We start from the raw sequence: 16,760 nt of genomic DNA on the forward strand, positions 1-16,760 counted from the left end.
CCGGTGCATTCGGACTGGCGCCCCGGTGCCGGCATCGAGGCCCTGCGCCTGCGGGCGCGACTGAACCACTGCATCCGTGCCTTCTTCGCGGCGCGCGGCGTGCTCGAAGTGGAGACGCCGCTGATGTCGGCGGCCGGCAACACCGAGCCGAATATCCGCAGCTTCGCGCTGGACTACAGCGGCCCGAACGCCGGCGCCTCGCGCCGACGCTATCTGCGCACCTCCCCCGAGTTCCCCCTGAAACGTCTGTTGTCGGCCGGCGTGGGCGATTGCTACGAGCTGGGGCGGGTGTTCCGCGATGGCGAGTGCGGCGGCCGCCACAATCCCGAGTTCACGATGCTCGAGTGGTACCGGCTGGGCATCGACCACTACCGGCTGATGGACGAGGTCGCCGAGCTGCTGCTGTCGGCCTTCGCCCTTGTGGGCCGCACGCTGGAAGTTCGGCGTTCGAGCTACCGTGCGCTGTTCCGCGAGCACACGGGAATCGACCCGGCCCTGGCCAGCGAAGCTGAATTGCGCGTGGCGCTGGCCGGCCATGACATCGACGCCGACGGCCTGGAGCGCGATGACTGGCTGGACCTGCTGCTGACCCATCGCATCGAGCCGGTACTGCCGCGCGACGAGCTGTTGTTGCTCTACGACTTTCCGGCCAGCCAGTGCGCGCTGGCGCGGGTGGCGGGCGCGGGCGCCGAGGCGCATGCCTGCCGCTTCGAGGTCTACGTCGGCGGGGTCGAGCTGGCCAACGGCTACCACGAGCTGAGCGACGCGGGTGAGCAGCGTGCGCGCTTCGAACGCGACAACCAGCGTCGCCGCGCGCGCGGGGATGCCGAGCTGCCGATCGACGAGCACCTGCTGGCGGCCCTGCAGCATGGCCTGCCTGACTGTGCCGGCGTGGCGTTGGGCGTGGATCGGCTGATGATGTTGCTCACCGGCAGCGAGCGGATCGATCAGGTCATCGCCTTTGCCGGGCCGCGCGCCTGATCCGATCTCCCGCTTGGCCTCAGAGCGTCCTGCAGCCCAGCGCTTCCAACACACCATGCACTGCCGGGATCTGCGCCAGCCAGGGCGCGGCCAGGGTCAGCAGGCCCGAGGCGATGACGAGTGCGGCGGCGGCGCGGCGGGCGCCGGGGCGCTGCAGCCAGCGCAGGGCGCGGGCGCCGCTGTAGGTCAGCGGCAGCATCAGCGGCAGGGTGCCGAGGCCGAAGCTGGCCATGATCAGTGCCCCCTGCAGGGCATCGGCGCTCAGCCAGGCGGCCGACAGCAGGGTCAGGCTGAGACCGCAGGGCAGCCAGCCCCAAAGCAGGCCCATCGCGAACTGTCGCGCCGCGGTGTTGGCCGGCAGCAGGCGCTGCTGCAGCGGCGCCAGTCGCGCCCACAGCGCAGCGCCGGGTCTGGCGAACAGGTTGAAGCCGGCGCCGGGAAACAGCATGCGCAGGCCGACCAGCACCAGCACCGCACCCACCGCCATGCGCGCGCCCAGCAGCAGGGCATCGCTGCGCGCGAGTGCGATCAGACCCGCGCCGAAGCCACCTACGAGCAGACCCGCCAGCGTGTAGCCGGTGATACGCCCGAGGTTGCTGCGCCAGGCCATGCGCCAGGCCTCGCCCGGCGTCTGCGCGCGCGCGCTGACCGCGATGCCGGCGGCGACGCCGCCGCACATGGCCACGCAGTGCACGCCACCGAGCAGTCCGGCGATCAGTGCGGCGCCCAGGCTCAGCCAGTCGATCGGCATGGGGTGTCGAGCCCTTTCACGGCTGCTCGCGCTCGGCCTGCGCGCGCGCTTCGGCGGTGTTCTTCAGATCGCGGTCCTTGCTGTCCTCGGCGAGGATGTCGATGGCCGGGGTGTCGAGGTCGTCGAACTGGCCGCGCTTGACCGCCCACCAGAAGGCCCAGACCGCGAGCCCCAGCAGCACCAGGCTGACCGGCACCAGATAGATCAGCACGCTCATCGAGGGGACTCGGGCAAGGTCGGAGGCGACATTCTGGCCGTATCCGGAAGCGTCCACGCAGCGCTGCGCCCGAGCCGCAGGGCATTGAGCGTCACCAGCAGGGACGAGCCCGCCATGCCCAGCGCAGCGATCCAGGGGGTGACCCAGCCGGCGGCGGCAAAGGGCAGGGCGATGGCGTTGTAGACCAGCGCCCAGGCCAGGTTCTCACGGATCATCCGGCGCGTGCGCCGGGCCAGCTGCACCACCTGCGGCAGGCGCATCAGGCGTTCGCCCGAGAGCACGATGTCGGCCGCACGATGCGCCATCGGCGCGCCGCAGGCCAGCGCGAACGAGACATCGGCGCCGCCCAGCACCGGCGCGTCGTTGATGCCGTCGCCCAGCATCAGCACGCGATGGCCCTGCGCCTGCAGTTCGCGCAGGCGGGCCAGCTTCGATTCTGGCGTGGCCCGCGCCGACCAGCGCTCGATGCCGAGCGTGCGCGCCGTGGCCTCGACCGCCTCGGGCGCATCGCCGCTCAGCACCTCGACGCGCAGGCCCTGGGTACGGAGCGCGGCGATCGCTTCATGCGCATCGCTGCGCGGGGCATCGACCAACTCGAACCGGGCGATGGCGCGAGCGCCGTCGCCCAGCCAGATGCCCGGCAAATCGTGGTCGAGACCGGCGGCGAAGCCGGCGTGGCCGATGCGCCAGCGCCGGCCTTCGACCTCGCCCGCAACGCCCGCGCCGGCGCTGACTTCGATCGCTTCTGCGCGCGGTGCCGCGATGCCCGCGAAAGCGCGCGCCAACGGGTGGCCAGCGTCGCGTTCGAGCGCCGCGGCAATGCGGGTGACGGCCTCGGCATCTAGTTCGGCCAGCGCCTCGACGCGCGCGATCTGAGGGCTGCCGGTGGTGAGCGTGCCGGTCTTGTCCAGCAGCACGGTGTCGACGTCGGCCAGATCACTCAGCGCATCGCCGCGCAGGGGCAGGGCACCGAGCTTGGTCAGGGTGTTGCCGGCGGTGGCGAGTGCGGCCGGAATCGCCAGCGACAGGGCGCAGGGACAGCTCACCACCAGCACCGCCAGCATCACCTCGAAGGCGCGCTCAGGGTTGAATTGCCACCACACCGCGAAGGTCAGCGCCGCCGACACCATCAGCGCGGCAACAAAGTGGCCGGCCACGCGATCGGCGATCTGCGCCACCCGCGGCCGCGCGTTCTGCGCGCGTTCGACCAGCTGGGTCAGATGCGAGAGGCGGGTGTCCTGGCCGGTGCGGGTGATGCGCAGGCGCAGCGGCTGCAGGCGGGCGACGCTGCCGGCATAGACCTCGTCGCCGGCGCGCTTGGTCACTGGCGTCGATTCGCCGCTGAGCAGGGCTTCGTCGACTTCGGCGGCAGGCATGTCGAGCACACCATCGGCCGGCAGCGCCTCGCCCACCGGCACCCGCACGCGGTCGCCCACCGCCAGCGCGGCCACCGGCACCTGTACGGCTTCGTCGCTGGCATCCAGCCTCCAGGCCAGCGCCGGCCGCGCCTGCGCCAGCGCATCCACTGCGGCATTCGCGCGCTGCCGCGCCATGCGTTCGAGATAGCGCGCCACCAGCAGGAAGAACACGAACATCACCGCCGCGTCGAACCAGACGTGAGCGCCGCCGCGCAGGGTTTCGACGAGGCTTGCGAAGTACGCCAGCAATACCGAGCTGCCGATCAGCGTGTCCATGCCCAGGCGACGCTGGCGGAGCTCCTTGACCATGCCGGCGAGGAAGGGCCAGCCGGCGTAGAACACCACCGGCGCCGACACCGCGAAGGTGATCCAGCGGAAAAAGTCACGCGTGGCCGGCGCCATCTGGTTGGCGAAGTCGAGGTACAGCGCCTCGGCGAACATCATCGCCTGCAGGCTGCCCAGGCCCGCCACGCCGAGACGCAGCAGCAGCTGCCGGCGTTCGGCGGCGCGCGCGCGCTCCAGCCCTTCGCCCGGCGACAGGTGAGCGGCATAGCCCAGCCCCGCGAGGCGTTCGAGTGCCGATGACAGGCGCAGCCGCGCCGGTCGCCAGCGCAGGCGCACGCGCCCGCTGATCGCGTTCGACTGCACGTCCTCCACGCCGTCCAGCGAGCCCAGCGCACGGTCGATCAGCCAGGAACAGGCCGCGCAGCGCATGCCGTCGACGATCAGGGTCAACTCGCGGCAGTCCGGCGCCTCGGCCGGCACGCGGCTGTGCTCGGCCAGCACGTCCTCGCGATCGAAGGCGCTGTAGTCCTGCGCGTCCTCGCCGACGCGGCGGCCCTGCTCCTCGCGCAGCTTGTAGTAGTCGCCGAGACCCGCCTGCTCGATGAAGCGCGCGGCGCCCGCGCAGCCGCCGCAGCAGAACGCGCGCTGCGCGCCCTTGAACTCGGTTAGCACGGGGGCGGCCGGCAGCGGCTCGCCGCAGTGGTGGCAGGCGGGGCTGCGCATGTCCATGGCCGGGTTCAACCGCCCGACAGCATGGGCATCAGTTCGCTGCGGGTCGCGCCGGGGTCCAGCCGGCCGCCGACGCGCCAGCTGTGGTCCGGCGAAGAAAGCTCGATGTTCCAGGCCTGGCCGGCGGCGCCGTCGACACGGCCGTGCCAAGCCTCGCCCGACTGGATCAGGCGGATCTCCAGATCGCGGCTGGCGCGGCCGGCATGCAGCAGGCGCAAGGTGAGAGACGGCACGCCGTCGCTCAGACCCTGCATCCGCGCGGCGATGGCGCCCGTCTCCAGGTCGATGCTCAGCTCGCCGCGCAGGCCCAGCTCGATGGCGCGGCGGTCAGCGGCGATGTCGGCGTCCTGGATCTGCAGGGTGCGGCGCACCACATCGGGCACCGCGTCGTTGCTGCCGGAGCGGATGGCGATCGCCAGGGTGCTGAGTCCAGCGACGACGGCGGTCAGGGGCAGGGCGATGACCAGCCAGACCATGGGTTCGCGGAACCAGGGACGGGCGTTGATGCTGGAGCTCATGGGGCGGATCGACAGCGGGGCGGGCAGGGCCGCGAAGTCGACAGGGTAATCGCCGGGGGCAGGCCGGGCTTGAGATCGATCAATCCGCGGCGCGGGTTGCCGTCGGCCCAGAACAAACACACCGCGGCGCCATCCTTGGCGGCCACGGTGCTCCGGGGGGACACGGGGTTTGCAGCAGATCGACAGTTCGATGAAACCTGTCGATCGGGGAGATCCGCAGCGGACGGGGAGGACCGCTGCGGAGGCCGGACCGTCTCCCGCCGCTTGCGCATGCGGGAGCCGGGAAAGGTCCGGCTTCAAGCACTTCTCGAAAAACGGCGCTCGGATCGATCACCGAGCGTGCCGCGATCCTCAGGCCGCGGCGGCGGTCGTGCGGCCGATGGCGGCATGCGCCGCCGCCAGGCCCTGCTGGCGATTCTCAGGCGAGAGGTTCAGCCCTTCGGCGCGCAGGACCTCGATGCTCGAAATGCCTAGGAAGGCGAACACCTGGCGCAGGTAGGCCTCCTGGAAGTCGGCCGGGCTGGCGTCGCCGTAGATGCCGCCGCGGGTGCTGGCGACGATCACGCGCTTGCTGCCGGCCAGGCCCTCGGGGCCGTTGGCGGTGTAGCGGAAGGTGACGCCGGCGACCGCGATGCGGTCGATCCAGGCCTTCAGCGTCGAGGGCAGGCTGAAGTTGTACATCGGCGCGCCGATCACCACGACGTCGGCGGCGAGGAACTCCTCCAGAACGGTCTTGGCCAGCTCGGCTTCGGCGGGATCGCTCTTCGCCAGGGTGGCACCGGTGAAGTGCGGCAGCGGCTGGGCGTCGAGGTCGCGATAGCTCACTTCCACATGCGGGCTGTCGGCGCGCAGCTGGCGCACCACCGCGGCGGTGAGTTCACGGCTGGCTGAGGCGCTGCCAAGCGCGCTCGAATCGATATGCAGGACCTTCATGGCGGTGCTCCGTGGGTGGACGACGGTGCACAGCTTGATTGCCAACGCTGTTGCGATAAATCCAGCGCAGGAGCACGCTGCGTTGCGCTGCTGGAACGAACGCTCCGGGAGCCTCGACAGCCCAGCGACCTCAGTGCTGCCGCCGCCCGCTCTTCCGATTCCCCATTCCCGTTTCCCGATTCCCGGCTCCCAAATGCACGACCTCAACGATCTGCAGTACTTCGCCCTGGTCGTCGAACACGGCGGCTTCTCCAAGGCCGAGCGCGCCAGCGGCATGCCGAAGTCGCGCCTGTCACGGCGCATCACCGCGCTCGAGGACTCGCTGGGCGCGCGCCTGCTGCAGCGCTCGACGCGGCGTTTCGCGGTCACCGATCTCGGTCAGAGCGTGTATCGCCATGCCCGCGCCATGCTCGACGAGGCCCAGGCCGCGCGCGAGGTGGTGGAGCGTCAGTCGGCGGTGCCGCGCGGGCTGGTGCGGCTCAGCGCGCCGGTGGCGATCGCGCAGCGCCAGCTGGCCCTGCTGCTCCCCGAGTTCCTGGAGCGCTACCCGGAGGTGCGGGTGCAGCTGCACGTCAGCAACCGCCGGGTCGACCTCATCAACGAGGGCATCGATGTCGCCCTGCGCGTGCGCACTCGGCTCAACGACGATGGCAGCCTGATCCTGCGCAGCTTCGCCCAGATCAACGAGTTCCTGGTCGCCAGCCCGCGCTACCTCGACCGCAGCGGCCGCCCGCGTCATCCGGTCGATCTGGCCGCCCACGCTTGTCTGTCGATGAGCGAGGAGCCTGGCCAGCAGCGCTGGGAACTGCATGGCCCGGAGGGCGCGATCGAGCGCGTCGACTTCCAGCCGCGCTTGATGGCGCATGACTTCCCGGTGCTGCGCGAGGTGGCCGCGGCCGGCCACGGCATCGCCCTGCTGCCGGAGACGGTCTGCGCCGATCTGCTGGGCAACGGTGCGCTGGAACGCGTGCTGCCCGACTGGAGCCTGCCGCAGGGCATCTTCCACGCGGTCTTCCCCTCCCGCAGCGGCCTGCTGCCCTCGATCCGCGCGCTGATCGACTTCCTGGCCGAGCGCCTGCCGCAGCTGATCGACGACCAGCGCCGGCACAGCGGCAGCGCGCGCGCCGACGACGTCGAAGCCGCGGGCAGCGCCTCCGTTCCCGCACGGTCGCGCTTGCGGGGGCGCGCAGCACGATAGGGATCGCGCTTGAAATCGGCCTGCGTGCCTCAACATGGCGGGATCCGTCGCAGATTCCGCAGGCAGCGACGGCAGTCCCCGCCACCCGAGGTCCTCCCGTGAGTCTTCTGATGTTTGCTGCAGGCCTGGTCCTGCTCGTGCTTGGTGCCGACGTCCTGGTGCGTGGCGCCAGCCGGCTTTCGCTGTCGCTGGGGATCTCGCCGCTGGTGGTTGGGCTGACCGTGGTCGCCTTCGGCACCAGCGCGCCCGAGCTCGCCGTTTCCCTGCAGGGGGCGGTCAGTGGCCAGGGTGACATCGCCGTGGGCAACGTGGTCGGCAGCAACATCTTCAATGTGCTGGTCATCCTTGGCCTGTCAGCAATGATCACGCCTTTGGTGGTGCACCGTCAGATCGTGCGCAAGGAAGTGCCAATCATGATCGGTGCCTGCCTGTTGATGTGGGTTCTGTCCTTGGACGGCGCCTTGGGCCGTCTGGATGGTCTGCTGCTGACGTCCCTGCTTGTCGTCTACGTGGGCACCCTCTACTGGCAGAGCCGCGGCGCGCCCGCTGAAGAGCAGGGCGGTGAGCTTCCCGAGGGCGGGCCTTGGCTGGACCGGACGTGGGTGCAATTGCTGATGATTGCCGTGGGGCTGGCGCTGCTTGTGCTGGGCTCGCGTTGGCTGGTCGCCGCAGCCATCGATTTCGCGCAGCGTCTTGGCATCAGCGAGCTGGTGGTTGGATTGACCATCGTTGCCGCGGGGACCTCGTTGCCGGAAGTCGCCACGTCCGTCATCGCCGCACTCAAGGGGCAGCGAGATATCGCGGTCGGCAACGTGGTCGGCAGCAGCATCTTCAATATCCTTGCGGTGCTCGGACTCACTGTGCTGGTGGCGCCCGGCGATATCACTGTTGCCGCTTCCGCCTTGCGCTTCGACATCCCGATCATGATTGCGGTCGCCGCGGCCTGCCTGCCGGTGATGTTCCACGGTTACCGGATCGAGCGCTGGGAAGGCGTTTTCTTCTTCCTGTTCTATGTGGCCTACACCGCCTGGCTGGTGATGTACGCGCAGGAGCACGCGCTGCTCGATGAGTACCGCACCGCCATGGTCTACGGCGTGTTGCCACTGACCGCGCTGACCTTGTTCGTGATGGCTTGGCGCGGCTGGCAGCTGCGCCACACCCGCTGAGGACCCCGTAAAGGTCCACGAGCGCGAGGGGGCTTCACGCCGCGCGGGCATGCGCGGCCTCGGGGAATCGTAGAATCGGGGGCTTTCCACCGCCCGGAGCCCCCATCATGAAAACCCGCGCCGCCGTCGCCTTCGAAGCCGGCAAGCCGCTCAGCATCGAAACCGTCGATCTCGAGGGCCCGCGCGCCGGTGAGGTGCTGGTCGAGATCAAGGCCACGGGTGTCTGCCACACCGACGAATTCACGCTGTCCGGCGCCGACCCCGAGGGCCTGTTCCCGGCCATCCTCGGCCACGAGGGCGCGGGCGTGGTGGTCGAAGTCGGCGCGGGCGTGAAGTCGCTCAAGCCCGGCGACCACGTGATTCCGCTGTACACGCCCGAATGTCGCGAGTGCGAGTACTGCCTGAACCCCAAGACCAACCTCTGCCAGGCGATCCGCAGCACCCAGGGGCAGGGCCTGATGCCCGACGGCAGCAGCCGCTTCTCGCTGGACGGCCGGCCGATCCGCCACTACATGGGCACCTCGACCTTCTCGAACTTCACGGTCGCGCCCGAGATCGCGCTCGCCAAGATCCGCGAGGACGCGCCCTTCGACAAGGTCTGCTACATCGGCTGCGGCGTCACCACCGGCATCGGCGCGGTGATCTACACCGCCAAGGTCGAGGTCGGCTCGAAGGCGGTGGTGTTTGGCCTCGGCGGCATCGGCCTGAACGTGATCCAGGGCCTGCGTCTGGCCGGCGCCGACATGATCGTCGGCGTGGATCTGAACCCTGCGCGCGAGGCCATGGCGAGGAAGTTCGGCATGACCCACTTCGTCAATCCGAAGGAGGTCGAGGGCGATCTTGTCCCCTATCTGGTGTCGCTCACCAAGGGTGGCGCGGACTATACGTTCGAGTGCATCGGCAATGTCCAGGTGATGCGCCAGGCCCTGGAGTGCGCGCACAAGGGCTGGGGCACCAGCGTCATCATCGGCGTCGCACCTGCCGGAGCTGAGATCAGCACGCGGCCCTTCCAGCTGGTCACCGGTCGCAACTGGCGCGGCAGCGCCTTCGGCGGTGCGCGCGGCCGTACCGACGTGCCGAAGATCGTCGACTGGTACATGGAGGGCAAGATCGACATCGACTCGCTGATCACCCACACGCTGCCGCTGGAGCGGATCAACGACGCCTTCGACCTGATGCATCGCGGCGAGTCGATCCGCTCGGTGGTGGTGTACTGATGGGCCTCGAAACGCTCTCGGCCCAGCGCTGCTTCGGCGGCGTGCAGGGCTTCTACCGGCATGAGTCGACGGCCTGCGGCGGGCCGATGCAGTTCGGTGTCTACACCCCACCGCAGCCGGGCCCGTGGCCGGTGCTGTTTTACCTGGCCGGGCTGACCTGCTCGCCCGAGACCTTCGCGATCAAGGCCGGCGCCCAGCGCGTCGCCGCCGAGCTGGGGCTGGTGCTGGTGATGCCCGACACCAGCCCGCGCGACACCGGCATCGAAGGCGCCACCGGAGACTGGGAGTTCGGCGAGGCGGCCGGCTTCTACCTCGACGCCACGCGGGCGCCATGGAGCGCGTGCTTCAACATGCAGCGCTATCTGCTCGACGAGCTGCTGCCTGCGGTGGCCGCGAATTTTGCGGTCGACCTGCAGCGCTGCGGCGTGTTCGGACATTCAATGGGCGGGCATGGCGCGCTGACGCTCGCGCTGAAGAATCCAACCCGCTTCCGCAGCTGCTCGGCCTTCGCGCCGATCGTCGCGCCGAGCCAGGTGCCCTGGGGGCAGAAGGCGTTTCCGCGCTACCTCGGCGAGGATCGCGCCGCCTGGCGCGCCTATGACGCCACGGCGCTGGTCGAGGATGGTCATCGTTTCGAGGGTGAACTTCTGATCGATCAGGGTCTCGATGACAAGTTCCTCGAGTCCCAGCTCAAGCCCGAGCTGTTCGAGGCCGCCTGCGCACAGGCTGGCCAGGCACTGCGGGTGCGCCGGCACGCCGGCTACGACCACAGCTACTGGTTCATCCAGAGCTTTGTCGAGGACCACCTGCGGCACCATGCGGCGACCTTGAGCTCGAAGGCTTGATCCTGCTTTCGCGGGGTTTTCCTCGATTTCGCAGGGCGGGGCTCGATGTGGTCCGCGCATGCGGCGCTTGCGAAAGATTGCAGGCGTCGTCGCGTGACAGCCTGATGGCGTGGGGACGTGAGAGCGGGGCGGCGTTCAGGCCATGGTGGGCCAGGGCCCACCCTATAAATGCATGTGCCTCGCAAGTCACAGGCCGGCCGCGGTGCGTGACACGCGCTCTCTCACAGGGTGGGCCCTGGCCCACCATGGCCTTGAGGCTTGCCCTGCGCCCGGATCCCTTGCCTTTCCCGCGAACGCGGACCTGGCTTCGCTCCACGCCCGTCTGATGCAGAGTGGCGCTGGCCTGCGACGCCGTGATCGGCCTTCGGTAAGGTTTGGCCAGATGAGCACCAACGGGCACTGCGAGTGCGGCATTCAAGCGCCCTCAGCCCGTCGGTTGTCGAGCCTCGGTTAGCGCTTGCGGATCATTCCGATGGCGTCGAGGCCTTCGTCTCTCGCACACGCATCGGCATCGAGTCGACCGCGTCGATCAACTCGGAAAGCTGATCCACCTCGCCGCGGCTGGCCTTCAGACCGCCGTCCAGTCCAAACAGGTGCAGGCCGGGTCGCAGCGGCGCGCGCGCCAGTGCCCGACGCAGGCCCTCGGTCGAGGCGCCGCTGGCGACCTCCTCGGCGAGGGCAGGCATGCCGCCCATCCATTCAAGCCTCGGGTCGTTCCAGCGCCATACCGATACGCGGCGTTCGCGGAGCGCCGCCGCCTGCCGCGCCAGCGGGGCCTCTGTCGCTGGCGCGATTGCCTCGTCCACCACGATCAGGCGCCGCTGCCACTGCTGCGCGGCCAGCCAGTCCTCTGCCATCGCCGGGGCGGTGAGGCAGGCGAGGGTGAAGAAAAGGCATCCCAAACATCGCATGAGGCCCAGCCTGAAGCTGCAGGGGTCGAAGCCGCGTGTGCGCGAGCGCGGCACCAACGGGTCCCGGCCGACCGCCCTCGCGGTGCAGCGTTTGCAAACGGGCCCCGTGGGCGGCGTGCCGGACCGCGGTCGAGCTGCGCGCCGCGGGCGCGCAGGCCGCGTGATGCGTCGCACAGATCGTGAGGCCACCGCTGTTCTCCTACCCCCGGCTGCGAGGAAGTCCGACTGACAGTCGGGCCACGCGCCGACTGCGGGGGATTGCGCCGAAGCGGAGCCTGTGTCGGCCGCAGCGTGAATCGATGGGCACCGCAACTCGCCTGGAATCGGCAGGGGCGCTTCAGCTCTCCGCCCGCTGCGCGTTCGCCACTCAATGCACCCCGCGCCTCCCGGGATCGACCGCGTCATCCCTGCGCGCCTTTTTGGAGAACCCCATGAACCCTCTGCAGATCCGCGACCTCGCGATTGTCGACATCAACCCGGACCTTCTGCTGGCCCGGCTGCGCCTGTGCCGGCCGCGCATCCTGATCGTCACCGAACCGGACCTGAGCTACGGCAGCAACGGCTTCGGCCTGCTGCGCGTGCTCGAAGCCCTGACCACCGACAGCGGCGTCACCAACAAGCCCTTCCTCACGCTGGCCTACCGCGGCGTGCACGCCAACCCGGTGACCGTCGGCGGCGACAGCTATACGGTGCTGAACAATTTCAACTTCGCCACGGCAGCGACGCCAGTGACGACTGCCAACTATGACCAGATCTGGCTGTTCGGCCGCAGCAGCGGCAACGGTGCGCTGCCGAACAACGAGATCCAGGTGATCGCCAACTTCATGAACGCGGGCGGCGGCGTCTTCGCCACCGGCGACCACGGCAGCATCGGCAAGCCGCTGTGCGGCAGCCTGCCGCGCATCCGCCATATGCGCGAGTGGAGCAGCATCCCGATGGGCGGCGAAAACAACATCGATCTCGCCGTGCAGCGCATCGACACCGTGGTCGACCCCGGCGCGAATGGCCTCTACGACTTCAGCGACCAGGGCGACAGCATCCCGCAGCGGATCTTTCCGCACTACACCGTCACCCCGGACGCGACCACGCGTTGGCAGGCGCGCGTGCATCCGCTGCTGATGCTGCCGGGGGCGCCGGTGGTTCGCGATGGCAACACCGGCAACGTCAATTTCAATCGCGATATCGACGTGCTGCCCGACCACCCGCACGAAAGCGTCTGCTACGCCGTCACCAGCGCGGCCGTGCTGGGCGCCAACTACACGCTGGCGGGCCTCAACTTCGCCGAGTTCCCGGCGCAGTCGGCCAATCCGGCCCAGCGCGTGCGCGCTGAGCTGGTCGCTTCAGGCGTATCGGGTGGCCGCGCGGTGCAGAACGGGGTGTGGAAGCCGCCGGTACAGCCGCGCATGTTCGGCCTGATCAGCGCCTGGGACGGCCGCCTTGCCACGGCCTACACGGGCCAGAGCCAGCGTCCGGGGCGCATCGTCTGCGACTCGACCTGGCACCACTACGTCAACGTCAATCTGAACGGCATGCGCCCGGGCGGCGTCCCCGATGCCAACCTGCAGAAGATCTACGCCTACTACCGCAACATCCAGAGCTGGCTGCAGCCCGCCAACCGCGTCTGGTGCCGGCTGTGGTGGGACCTGATCGTGCTGCGCCTGCATCCGCGCTTCCTCGAAGAGCTCAGCCTGCCGCAGGACCTCAAGCCCTGGCCGGTGCAGGTCGGGCTGGGGCGCGAGGCTCTGGCCCTGCTGCGCGAAGAGGGCGGCGCCGATGCCGCCGACGAGTTCATCGATGCGGTGCTGCAATCCGACGAGGAAAGCGCCCGCATGCTTGATCTGCTGGCGCACGAGCGGATCGGCGAGACCGTGCTGGATGCCGAAACCCTGCGCGCTGGTGCGCTGGGCGCCATGCTGGCGAGCGTGGCCGAAGCGCTGCCGACCGATCAGCCGGAGGCCCTGCTGAAGCGTATCGAGGCCGGTCCGGAGCGCGACATTGCCGAGCTGACGCGTTCAGCACGCACGGCGCTGCGCGAGGGACTGAGCGCAGCCGCACTCCGTGCCGAGGCGACTCTCGGCTTGGTGCGCGCCGTGCGCGGCAAGGCGGAGATCGGCGCCGATTGAGCGCAAACCTGCGCGCTTGACGCGGGGACACATTGAGCGCGTTTGCCCGGCTTCGCCTCGGTGCGAATCCGGGCATCGCCTCGATGCACGGTGGACTGCCTCAGTCTGCGGCCGTACGGCGAACGCTCGCACCGTTCTCGGCGTCGCCGCGCACCGCGGCGATGGCAGCCGCATAGGCGGGCTCCAGATCCTCGGGGCCATCCACACCGAAGCCGAGTTCGCGGATGCGGCCGTCCATCAGGCCGTAGATCCAGGCGTGCACGCTCAGCGCCTGTCCCCGCGCCCAAGCATCCCGGACGATCGTGGTCTGGCAGACGTTGATGACCTGTTCGATTGCGTTGAGCTCGCACAGGCGGGCGTGGCGCAGGCTGTCGAGTTCGGCTTCGGCCAACAGCGCGCTGTGCCTGTGGGCGACATCCCCGACATGGCGAAGCCAGTAGTCCGCCAGGCCCACGCGCGTCTTCGCCATCGCCGCATGCACGCCGGAGCAGCCGTAGTGCCCGCAGACGATGATGTGTTCGACGTGGAGGACGTCCACTGCGAACTGGATGGTCGACAGGCAATTGAGGTCGGTATGCACCACCACGTTGGCGATGTTGCGGTGGACGAAGACCTCGCCCGGTGCGAGACCGGTGACCTGATTGGCCGGAACTCGTGAGTCCGAGCAGCCGATCCACAGGTACTTGGGTGCCTGCTGCGCGGACAGCCGCTTGAAGAAGCCGGGATCCTCGGCGCGCACGGCCTCCGCCCACTGGCGGTTCTTGTCGAGCAGTTCGCGCAGCTGGGTCATGAGACGTGAAGGCAAAGTCAAAGGCGCCGCATTGTAGGCGCCGCACTCGCAGAAGCGGAATGCCGGCACGGCGCGCCAGCGCCGTGCCCGTGGGCAAGGTCGCGAATGGCTCTGCACCGCGCGCGGGCGCATCCGGCCTGCGCGGGCTTTCCCAGCCTGCAACCGGCGCCGCGGAGGGGCTTCACATCCTGCCGCGGCACTTGCGGCCAGCGCGGTCCGCGATCAGGTCTCCGACTGCGAATCGCGCGGCCGACTCCCCAGCGGTCCACCGCCCATCGAGATCACATTGCCCGAGCGCGTCGAAGGCGGCGCAGCGGGCGGCGCCAGCTCGCTCTGCAGCGGCGCCGGCGGCGGCTCGCGGCCGGGCAGGTGGCTGGTCATGCGGTCGAGGGTGCGGTCGAGCATCTGGATGCGGAAGTGGGTGCGCATGGCTTCCAGATCGCGCACGAAGCCGCGGGCATCGTGGCGCTCGCCGAACTTCACCCGCAGCTTGACCCGGCCTTCCTCCGATTCCGGCAGGCCCTGCAGCACGTTCAGATCGCGCACCCGCAGCTCGATGACCGGCATCAGCCACAGGAAGCCCGCCGAGAACCGAACGCTGAGCAGGGTGTCGAGTGGAATGCGCAGGCTGCGCATCTCGCTCTTGATCACCCCGAACACCGCATCGCGCGTACTGAACTGCAGTTCGAGCCCGAACTCATCCAGCCGCGCCAGCCCTTTGACCTCGCCAAAGCCGCCGTGGGATTCGAATCGAAAAGGAATGGTGTCCATGGGCGAGCTCGATGCGTTGGGACCTGGCGCGGGCAGACTGCGCTGTCCCCGGCGATGTGACAAGGCCGGTGTGCACGGGTGAGTCCTTCGGATCGCGGCACGGTGCTGCGTTCGTTAGGGCAACGCTGAAGAATTCAACGTTGTCGCGCGCCATGGAGGGCGCGCCCGTGGATCGAGCACGCGATGCTTGATCCAGCGAAAGCGAGTCCGGACCTCGGCCGGACTCGCGACCACGGATCAAGGCCAGGCGGGACTTGATCCGTATTGCTTTAACCTCAAGCGTTTGCTGACTCCGCCACCGGCGGTGTGCGGTTCCCTCTGAACATGGACCTGATCGCGTGAATCCTGTTGTGCACCGTGAGTTTCCTTTCCTGATGCCTGTCACTGCTTCGCGAGGCCGAGGGGAACGCGCACACCCATCGCGGCGGCGGCCCGGCGTGGAGGACTGCAAGGCTTGAATTCCAAGGCTGAAGGGCGGCTCGCAAGGCAGGGGGCGCGTGGCATTGCGCGCGGCCTCGTGCTCGCCGCGGCAGCTCTCGTGTTGGTCTGCGCCATCGTGCTGGTGGTTGTCTGGCACGTGCGCCGTGCGCCGCCCGATTCGGCGATCGCGGGTCTGATCGCGCGCTGGCAGGCCCCTTCGCAGGCTTTGGGCGCCAATGCCTTCAAGCACCTGTGGCAGATCGAATGGGACATTCCCGAGTCCGAGCGTGCGGCTGTTCTCGCTGAGGATCGGCGCCGCGCGCTCGCGCATGCGGAGGCCTTGCTGCGTGCCGCTGTGGAGTCGGCACCGCCACCCGTCCTGACCCGCAGCGCGGATGCCCGCTACCCGCGCTGGCCGCTGGAAGATCTCCCGCAGTTGGACTGCGGCGGCAGAGAGGCCGAGTGCCTCGATGGATTTGCCGCGATCGACGCCGAAGCCTGGCGCCGTGTGGACAGTGCGCCCTTGCTGAGCGCTCGTTTGGCCGCCGTGCACGAGTTCGGGCATCTGCGCGTGGATGACGCGCTGCATTTCGCCACCTACCTGGCCGTCGCGCAGGAGCGAACGGGCGCCTCGCGGGTGTGGCTGGCGATGGCGGCGCGCGCGTTTCGCGCGGGTTCGACGCAGCAGGGATTGGGTATGGCCTGTCGCGAACTCGCCACCGCGCGACGCTTCGCCGAAGGCAGCACCCACCTGATCACTCGCTTGATCGAGTCAAGCCGGATACTCGCGGCGGCACACCTCGCCGCCGATGTTCTGGCCGAGCTTCCCGCCGAGGCGCCGCTTCCGGCCGAGTGCGAGGTGCTGACTGCGCCCCTGCAGGCTCCATCGGTGTCCCTCTGCGCGGCGGTCGGGGGCGAATATCGCTGGTTGCGGCATTCGCTGGAGTCCGCGTTCAACGGCGGTGTCTCGGACCTCTGGCCTGCGGCGTCGGGCGAGCCCTCCCGCCTGCTGTTCGATGGTGAATTGAGTCTGCAGTGGCGAGCCCGCGCGATGTCCTGGGCCTGCGATCAGGACGTGTTGGCGCAGATGCTGCGCGGCGACCCGGCGGTCATCCGACGCGTACGCGAGTGGCCCGCGGACCCCCCTGTGCTGCAATGCATGGCGAACCCGATGGGCTGCACCCTCGATCGCGTCTCGCGACCGGATTTGAGCGTCTACGTCGAGCGGATCCTGGAGGAAGCGGCAGCGTTGAGGATGCTGGCCGTGCTGGTCGAGCTACGGCCGAAGCTGGCCGACGGTCTCTCCATCGAAGAGGCGCTGGCTCAGCGCAAGCCTCCGGAGACGGTCATCGAGCCGCGTCTGGGCCTGCAGGATCAGGCCTTGATCTGGCAGGGGCCGCCGCCCAAGCGCGCCCTTGGGCTGTGGCCGGTGCCGGCAAGTCGACTGTCGAGTGAACCCGCTGCAGGCGAGTCGCCGCCCTGAGTTT

General features: G+C 69.3%; 15 protein-coding genes. 7 read left to right on the forward strand and 8 right to left on the reverse strand.

Annotated elements, in window-relative coordinates:
• The first annotated feature begins 3 nt into the window (after positions 1-3).
• A complete protein-coding gene (gene epmA, locus BLP83_RS02740) occupies positions 4-981 on the forward strand; it encodes an EF-P lysine aminoacylase EpmA (RefSeq protein ID WP_091238513.1) in 978 nt (325 codons plus the stop codon).
• Between the two features lie 19 nt (positions 982-1,000).
• On the opposite strand, the gene BLP83_RS02745 is transcribed toward epmA, so the two are convergent.
• The 5 genes from BLP83_RS02745 to BLP83_RS02765 all read right to left on the reverse strand — a co-directional run bounded on the left by BLP83_RS02745 (position 1,001) and on the right by BLP83_RS02765 (position 5,832).
• Complete coding sequence (locus BLP83_RS02745; protein WP_091238515.1) at positions 1,001-1,732, reverse strand: sulfite exporter TauE/SafE family protein; 732 nt, start codon at positions 1,730-1,732, stop codon at positions 1,001-1,003.
• A gap of 16 nt (positions 1,733-1,748) precedes the next feature.
• On the reverse strand, positions 1,749-1,949 hold the full coding sequence (gene ccoS, locus BLP83_RS02750) for a cbb3-type cytochrome oxidase assembly protein CcoS (RefSeq protein WP_091238517.1): 201 nt from the start codon (positions 1,947-1,949) through the stop codon (positions 1,749-1,751).
• Positions 1,946-4,381: a heavy metal translocating P-type ATPase gene (locus BLP83_RS02755; protein ID WP_091238520.1), complete on the reverse strand. Its 2,436-nt coding sequence runs from the start codon at positions 4,379-4,381 to the stop codon at positions 1,946-1,948. Before BLP83_RS02755 ends, ccoS begins: the two co-directional genes overlap by 4 nt.
• 8 nt (positions 4,382-4,389) lie before the next feature.
• The gene (locus BLP83_RS02760) at positions 4,390-4,899 is read right to left on the reverse strand and encodes a FixH family protein (RefSeq protein WP_091238522.1); all 510 of its coding nucleotides are present in this window, start codon (positions 4,897-4,899) and stop codon (positions 4,390-4,392) included.
• A 351-nt stretch (positions 4,900-5,250) separates the two neighbouring features.
• Complete coding sequence (locus tag BLP83_RS02765) at positions 5,251-5,832, reverse strand: FMN-dependent NADH-azoreductase (RefSeq protein WP_091238524.1); 582 nt, start codon at positions 5,830-5,832, stop codon at positions 5,251-5,253.
• 193 nt (positions 5,833-6,025) lie between these two features.
• Here BLP83_RS02765 and BLP83_RS02770 point away from each other — a divergent pair, with 193 nt between their 5' ends.
• The 4 genes from BLP83_RS02770 (at position 6,026) to fghA (ending at position 10,258) form a co-directional block, all read left to right on the forward strand.
• Positions 6,026-7,030, forward strand: a complete 1,005-nt coding sequence (locus BLP83_RS02770) for a LysR substrate-binding domain-containing protein (protein ID WP_091238526.1) — start codon at positions 6,026-6,028, stop codon at positions 7,028-7,030.
• Between the two features lie 98 nt (positions 7,031-7,128).
• Complete coding sequence (locus tag BLP83_RS02775) at positions 7,129-8,196, forward strand: calcium/sodium antiporter (RefSeq protein WP_091238529.1); 1,068 nt, start codon at positions 7,129-7,131, stop codon at positions 8,194-8,196.
• A gap of 107 nt (positions 8,197-8,303) precedes the next feature.
• Positions 8,304-9,413, forward strand: a complete 1,110-nt coding sequence (locus tag BLP83_RS02780) for an S-(hydroxymethyl)glutathione dehydrogenase/class III alcohol dehydrogenase (RefSeq protein WP_091238530.1) — start codon at positions 8,304-8,306, stop codon at positions 9,411-9,413.
• A complete protein-coding gene (gene fghA / locus BLP83_RS02785) occupies positions 9,413-10,258 on the forward strand; it encodes an S-formylglutathione hydrolase (protein WP_091238533.1) in 846 nt (281 codons plus the stop codon). The genes BLP83_RS02780 and fghA overlap by 1 nt, the downstream gene beginning before the upstream one ends.
• Positions 10,259-10,722: 464 nt before the next feature.
• Here the strand turns inward: fghA and BLP83_RS18560 are convergent, their stop codons facing one another.
• On the reverse strand, positions 10,723-11,169 hold the full coding sequence (locus tag BLP83_RS18560; protein ID WP_176763980.1) for a DUF4174 domain-containing protein: 447 nt from the start codon (positions 11,167-11,169) through the stop codon (positions 10,723-10,725).
• A gap of 431 nt (positions 11,170-11,600) precedes the next feature.
• Here BLP83_RS18560 and BLP83_RS02795 point away from each other — a divergent pair, with 431 nt between their 5' ends.
• Positions 11,601-13,292, forward strand: coding sequence for a hypothetical protein (locus tag BLP83_RS02795; protein WP_091238537.1), 1,692 nt, complete (start codon positions 11,601-11,603; stop codon positions 13,290-13,292).
• A gap of 100 nt (positions 13,293-13,392) precedes the next feature.
• Here the strand turns inward: BLP83_RS02795 and can are convergent, their stop codons facing one another.
• A complete protein-coding gene (gene can / locus BLP83_RS02800) occupies positions 13,393-14,082 on the reverse strand; it encodes a carbonate dehydratase (RefSeq protein ID WP_091238539.1) in 690 nt (229 codons plus the stop codon).
• A gap of 222 nt (positions 14,083-14,304) precedes the next feature.
• Positions 14,305-14,853: a hypothetical protein gene (locus BLP83_RS02805; protein WP_091238541.1), complete on the reverse strand. Its 549-nt coding sequence runs from the start codon at positions 14,851-14,853 to the stop codon at positions 14,305-14,307.
• Between the two features lie 454 nt (positions 14,854-15,307).
• On the opposite strand from BLP83_RS02805, the gene BLP83_RS02810 reads away from it, so the two are divergent.
• Positions 15,308-16,756, forward strand: coding sequence for a hypothetical protein (locus BLP83_RS02810; protein ID WP_143006527.1), 1,449 nt, complete (start codon positions 15,308-15,310; stop codon positions 16,754-16,756).
• The last annotated feature ends 4 nt before the right edge of the window (positions 16,757-16,760 follow it).

It is taken from the genome of Aquimonas voraii (assembly GCF_900101825.1).
Classification (GTDB): domain Bacteria; phylum Pseudomonadota; class Gammaproteobacteria; order Xanthomonadales; family Xanthomonadaceae; genus Aquimonas; species Aquimonas voraii.

Coding starts and splice junctions, on each gene's coding strand:
- BLP83_RS02745 (WP_091238515.1), bottom strand. CDS start 1,732: ATGCCGATCGACTGGCTGAGCCTGGGCGCCGCACTGATCGCCGGACTG.
- ccoS (WP_091238517.1), bottom strand. CDS start 1,949: ATGAGCGTGCTGATCTATCTGGTGCCGGTCAGCCTGGTGCTGCTGGGG.
- BLP83_RS02755 (WP_091238520.1), bottom strand. CDS start 4,381: ATGGACATGCGCAGCCCCGCCTGCCACCACTGCGGCGAGCCGCTGCCG.
- BLP83_RS02760 (WP_091238522.1), bottom strand. CDS start 4,899: ATGAGCTCCAGCATCAACGCCCGTCCCTGGTTCCGCGAACCCATGGTC.
- BLP83_RS02765 (WP_091238524.1), bottom strand. CDS start 5,832: ATGAAGGTCCTGCATATCGATTCGAGCGCGCTTGGCAGCGCCTCAGCC.
- BLP83_RS02770 (WP_091238526.1), top strand. CDS start 6,026: ATGCACGACCTCAACGATCTGCAGTACTTCGCCCTGGTCGTCGAACAC.
- BLP83_RS02780 (WP_091238530.1), top strand. CDS start 8,304: ATGAAAACCCGCGCCGCCGTCGCCTTCGAAGCCGGCAAGCCGCTCAGC.
- fghA (WP_091238533.1), top strand. CDS start 9,413: ATGGGCCTCGAAACGCTCTCGGCCCAGCGCTGCTTCGGCGGCGTGCAG.
- BLP83_RS18560 (WP_176763980.1), bottom strand. CDS start 11,169: ATGCGATGTTTGGGATGCCTTTTCTTCACCCTCGCCTGCCTCACCGCC.
- BLP83_RS02795 (WP_091238537.1), top strand. CDS start 11,601: ATGAACCCTCTGCAGATCCGCGACCTCGCGATTGTCGACATCAACCCG.
- can (WP_091238539.1), bottom strand. CDS start 14,082: ATGACCCAGCTGCGCGAACTGCTCGACAAGAACCGCCAGTGGGCGGAG.
- BLP83_RS02805 (WP_091238541.1), bottom strand. CDS start 14,853: ATGGACACCATTCCTTTTCGATTCGAATCCCACGGCGGCTTTGGCGAG.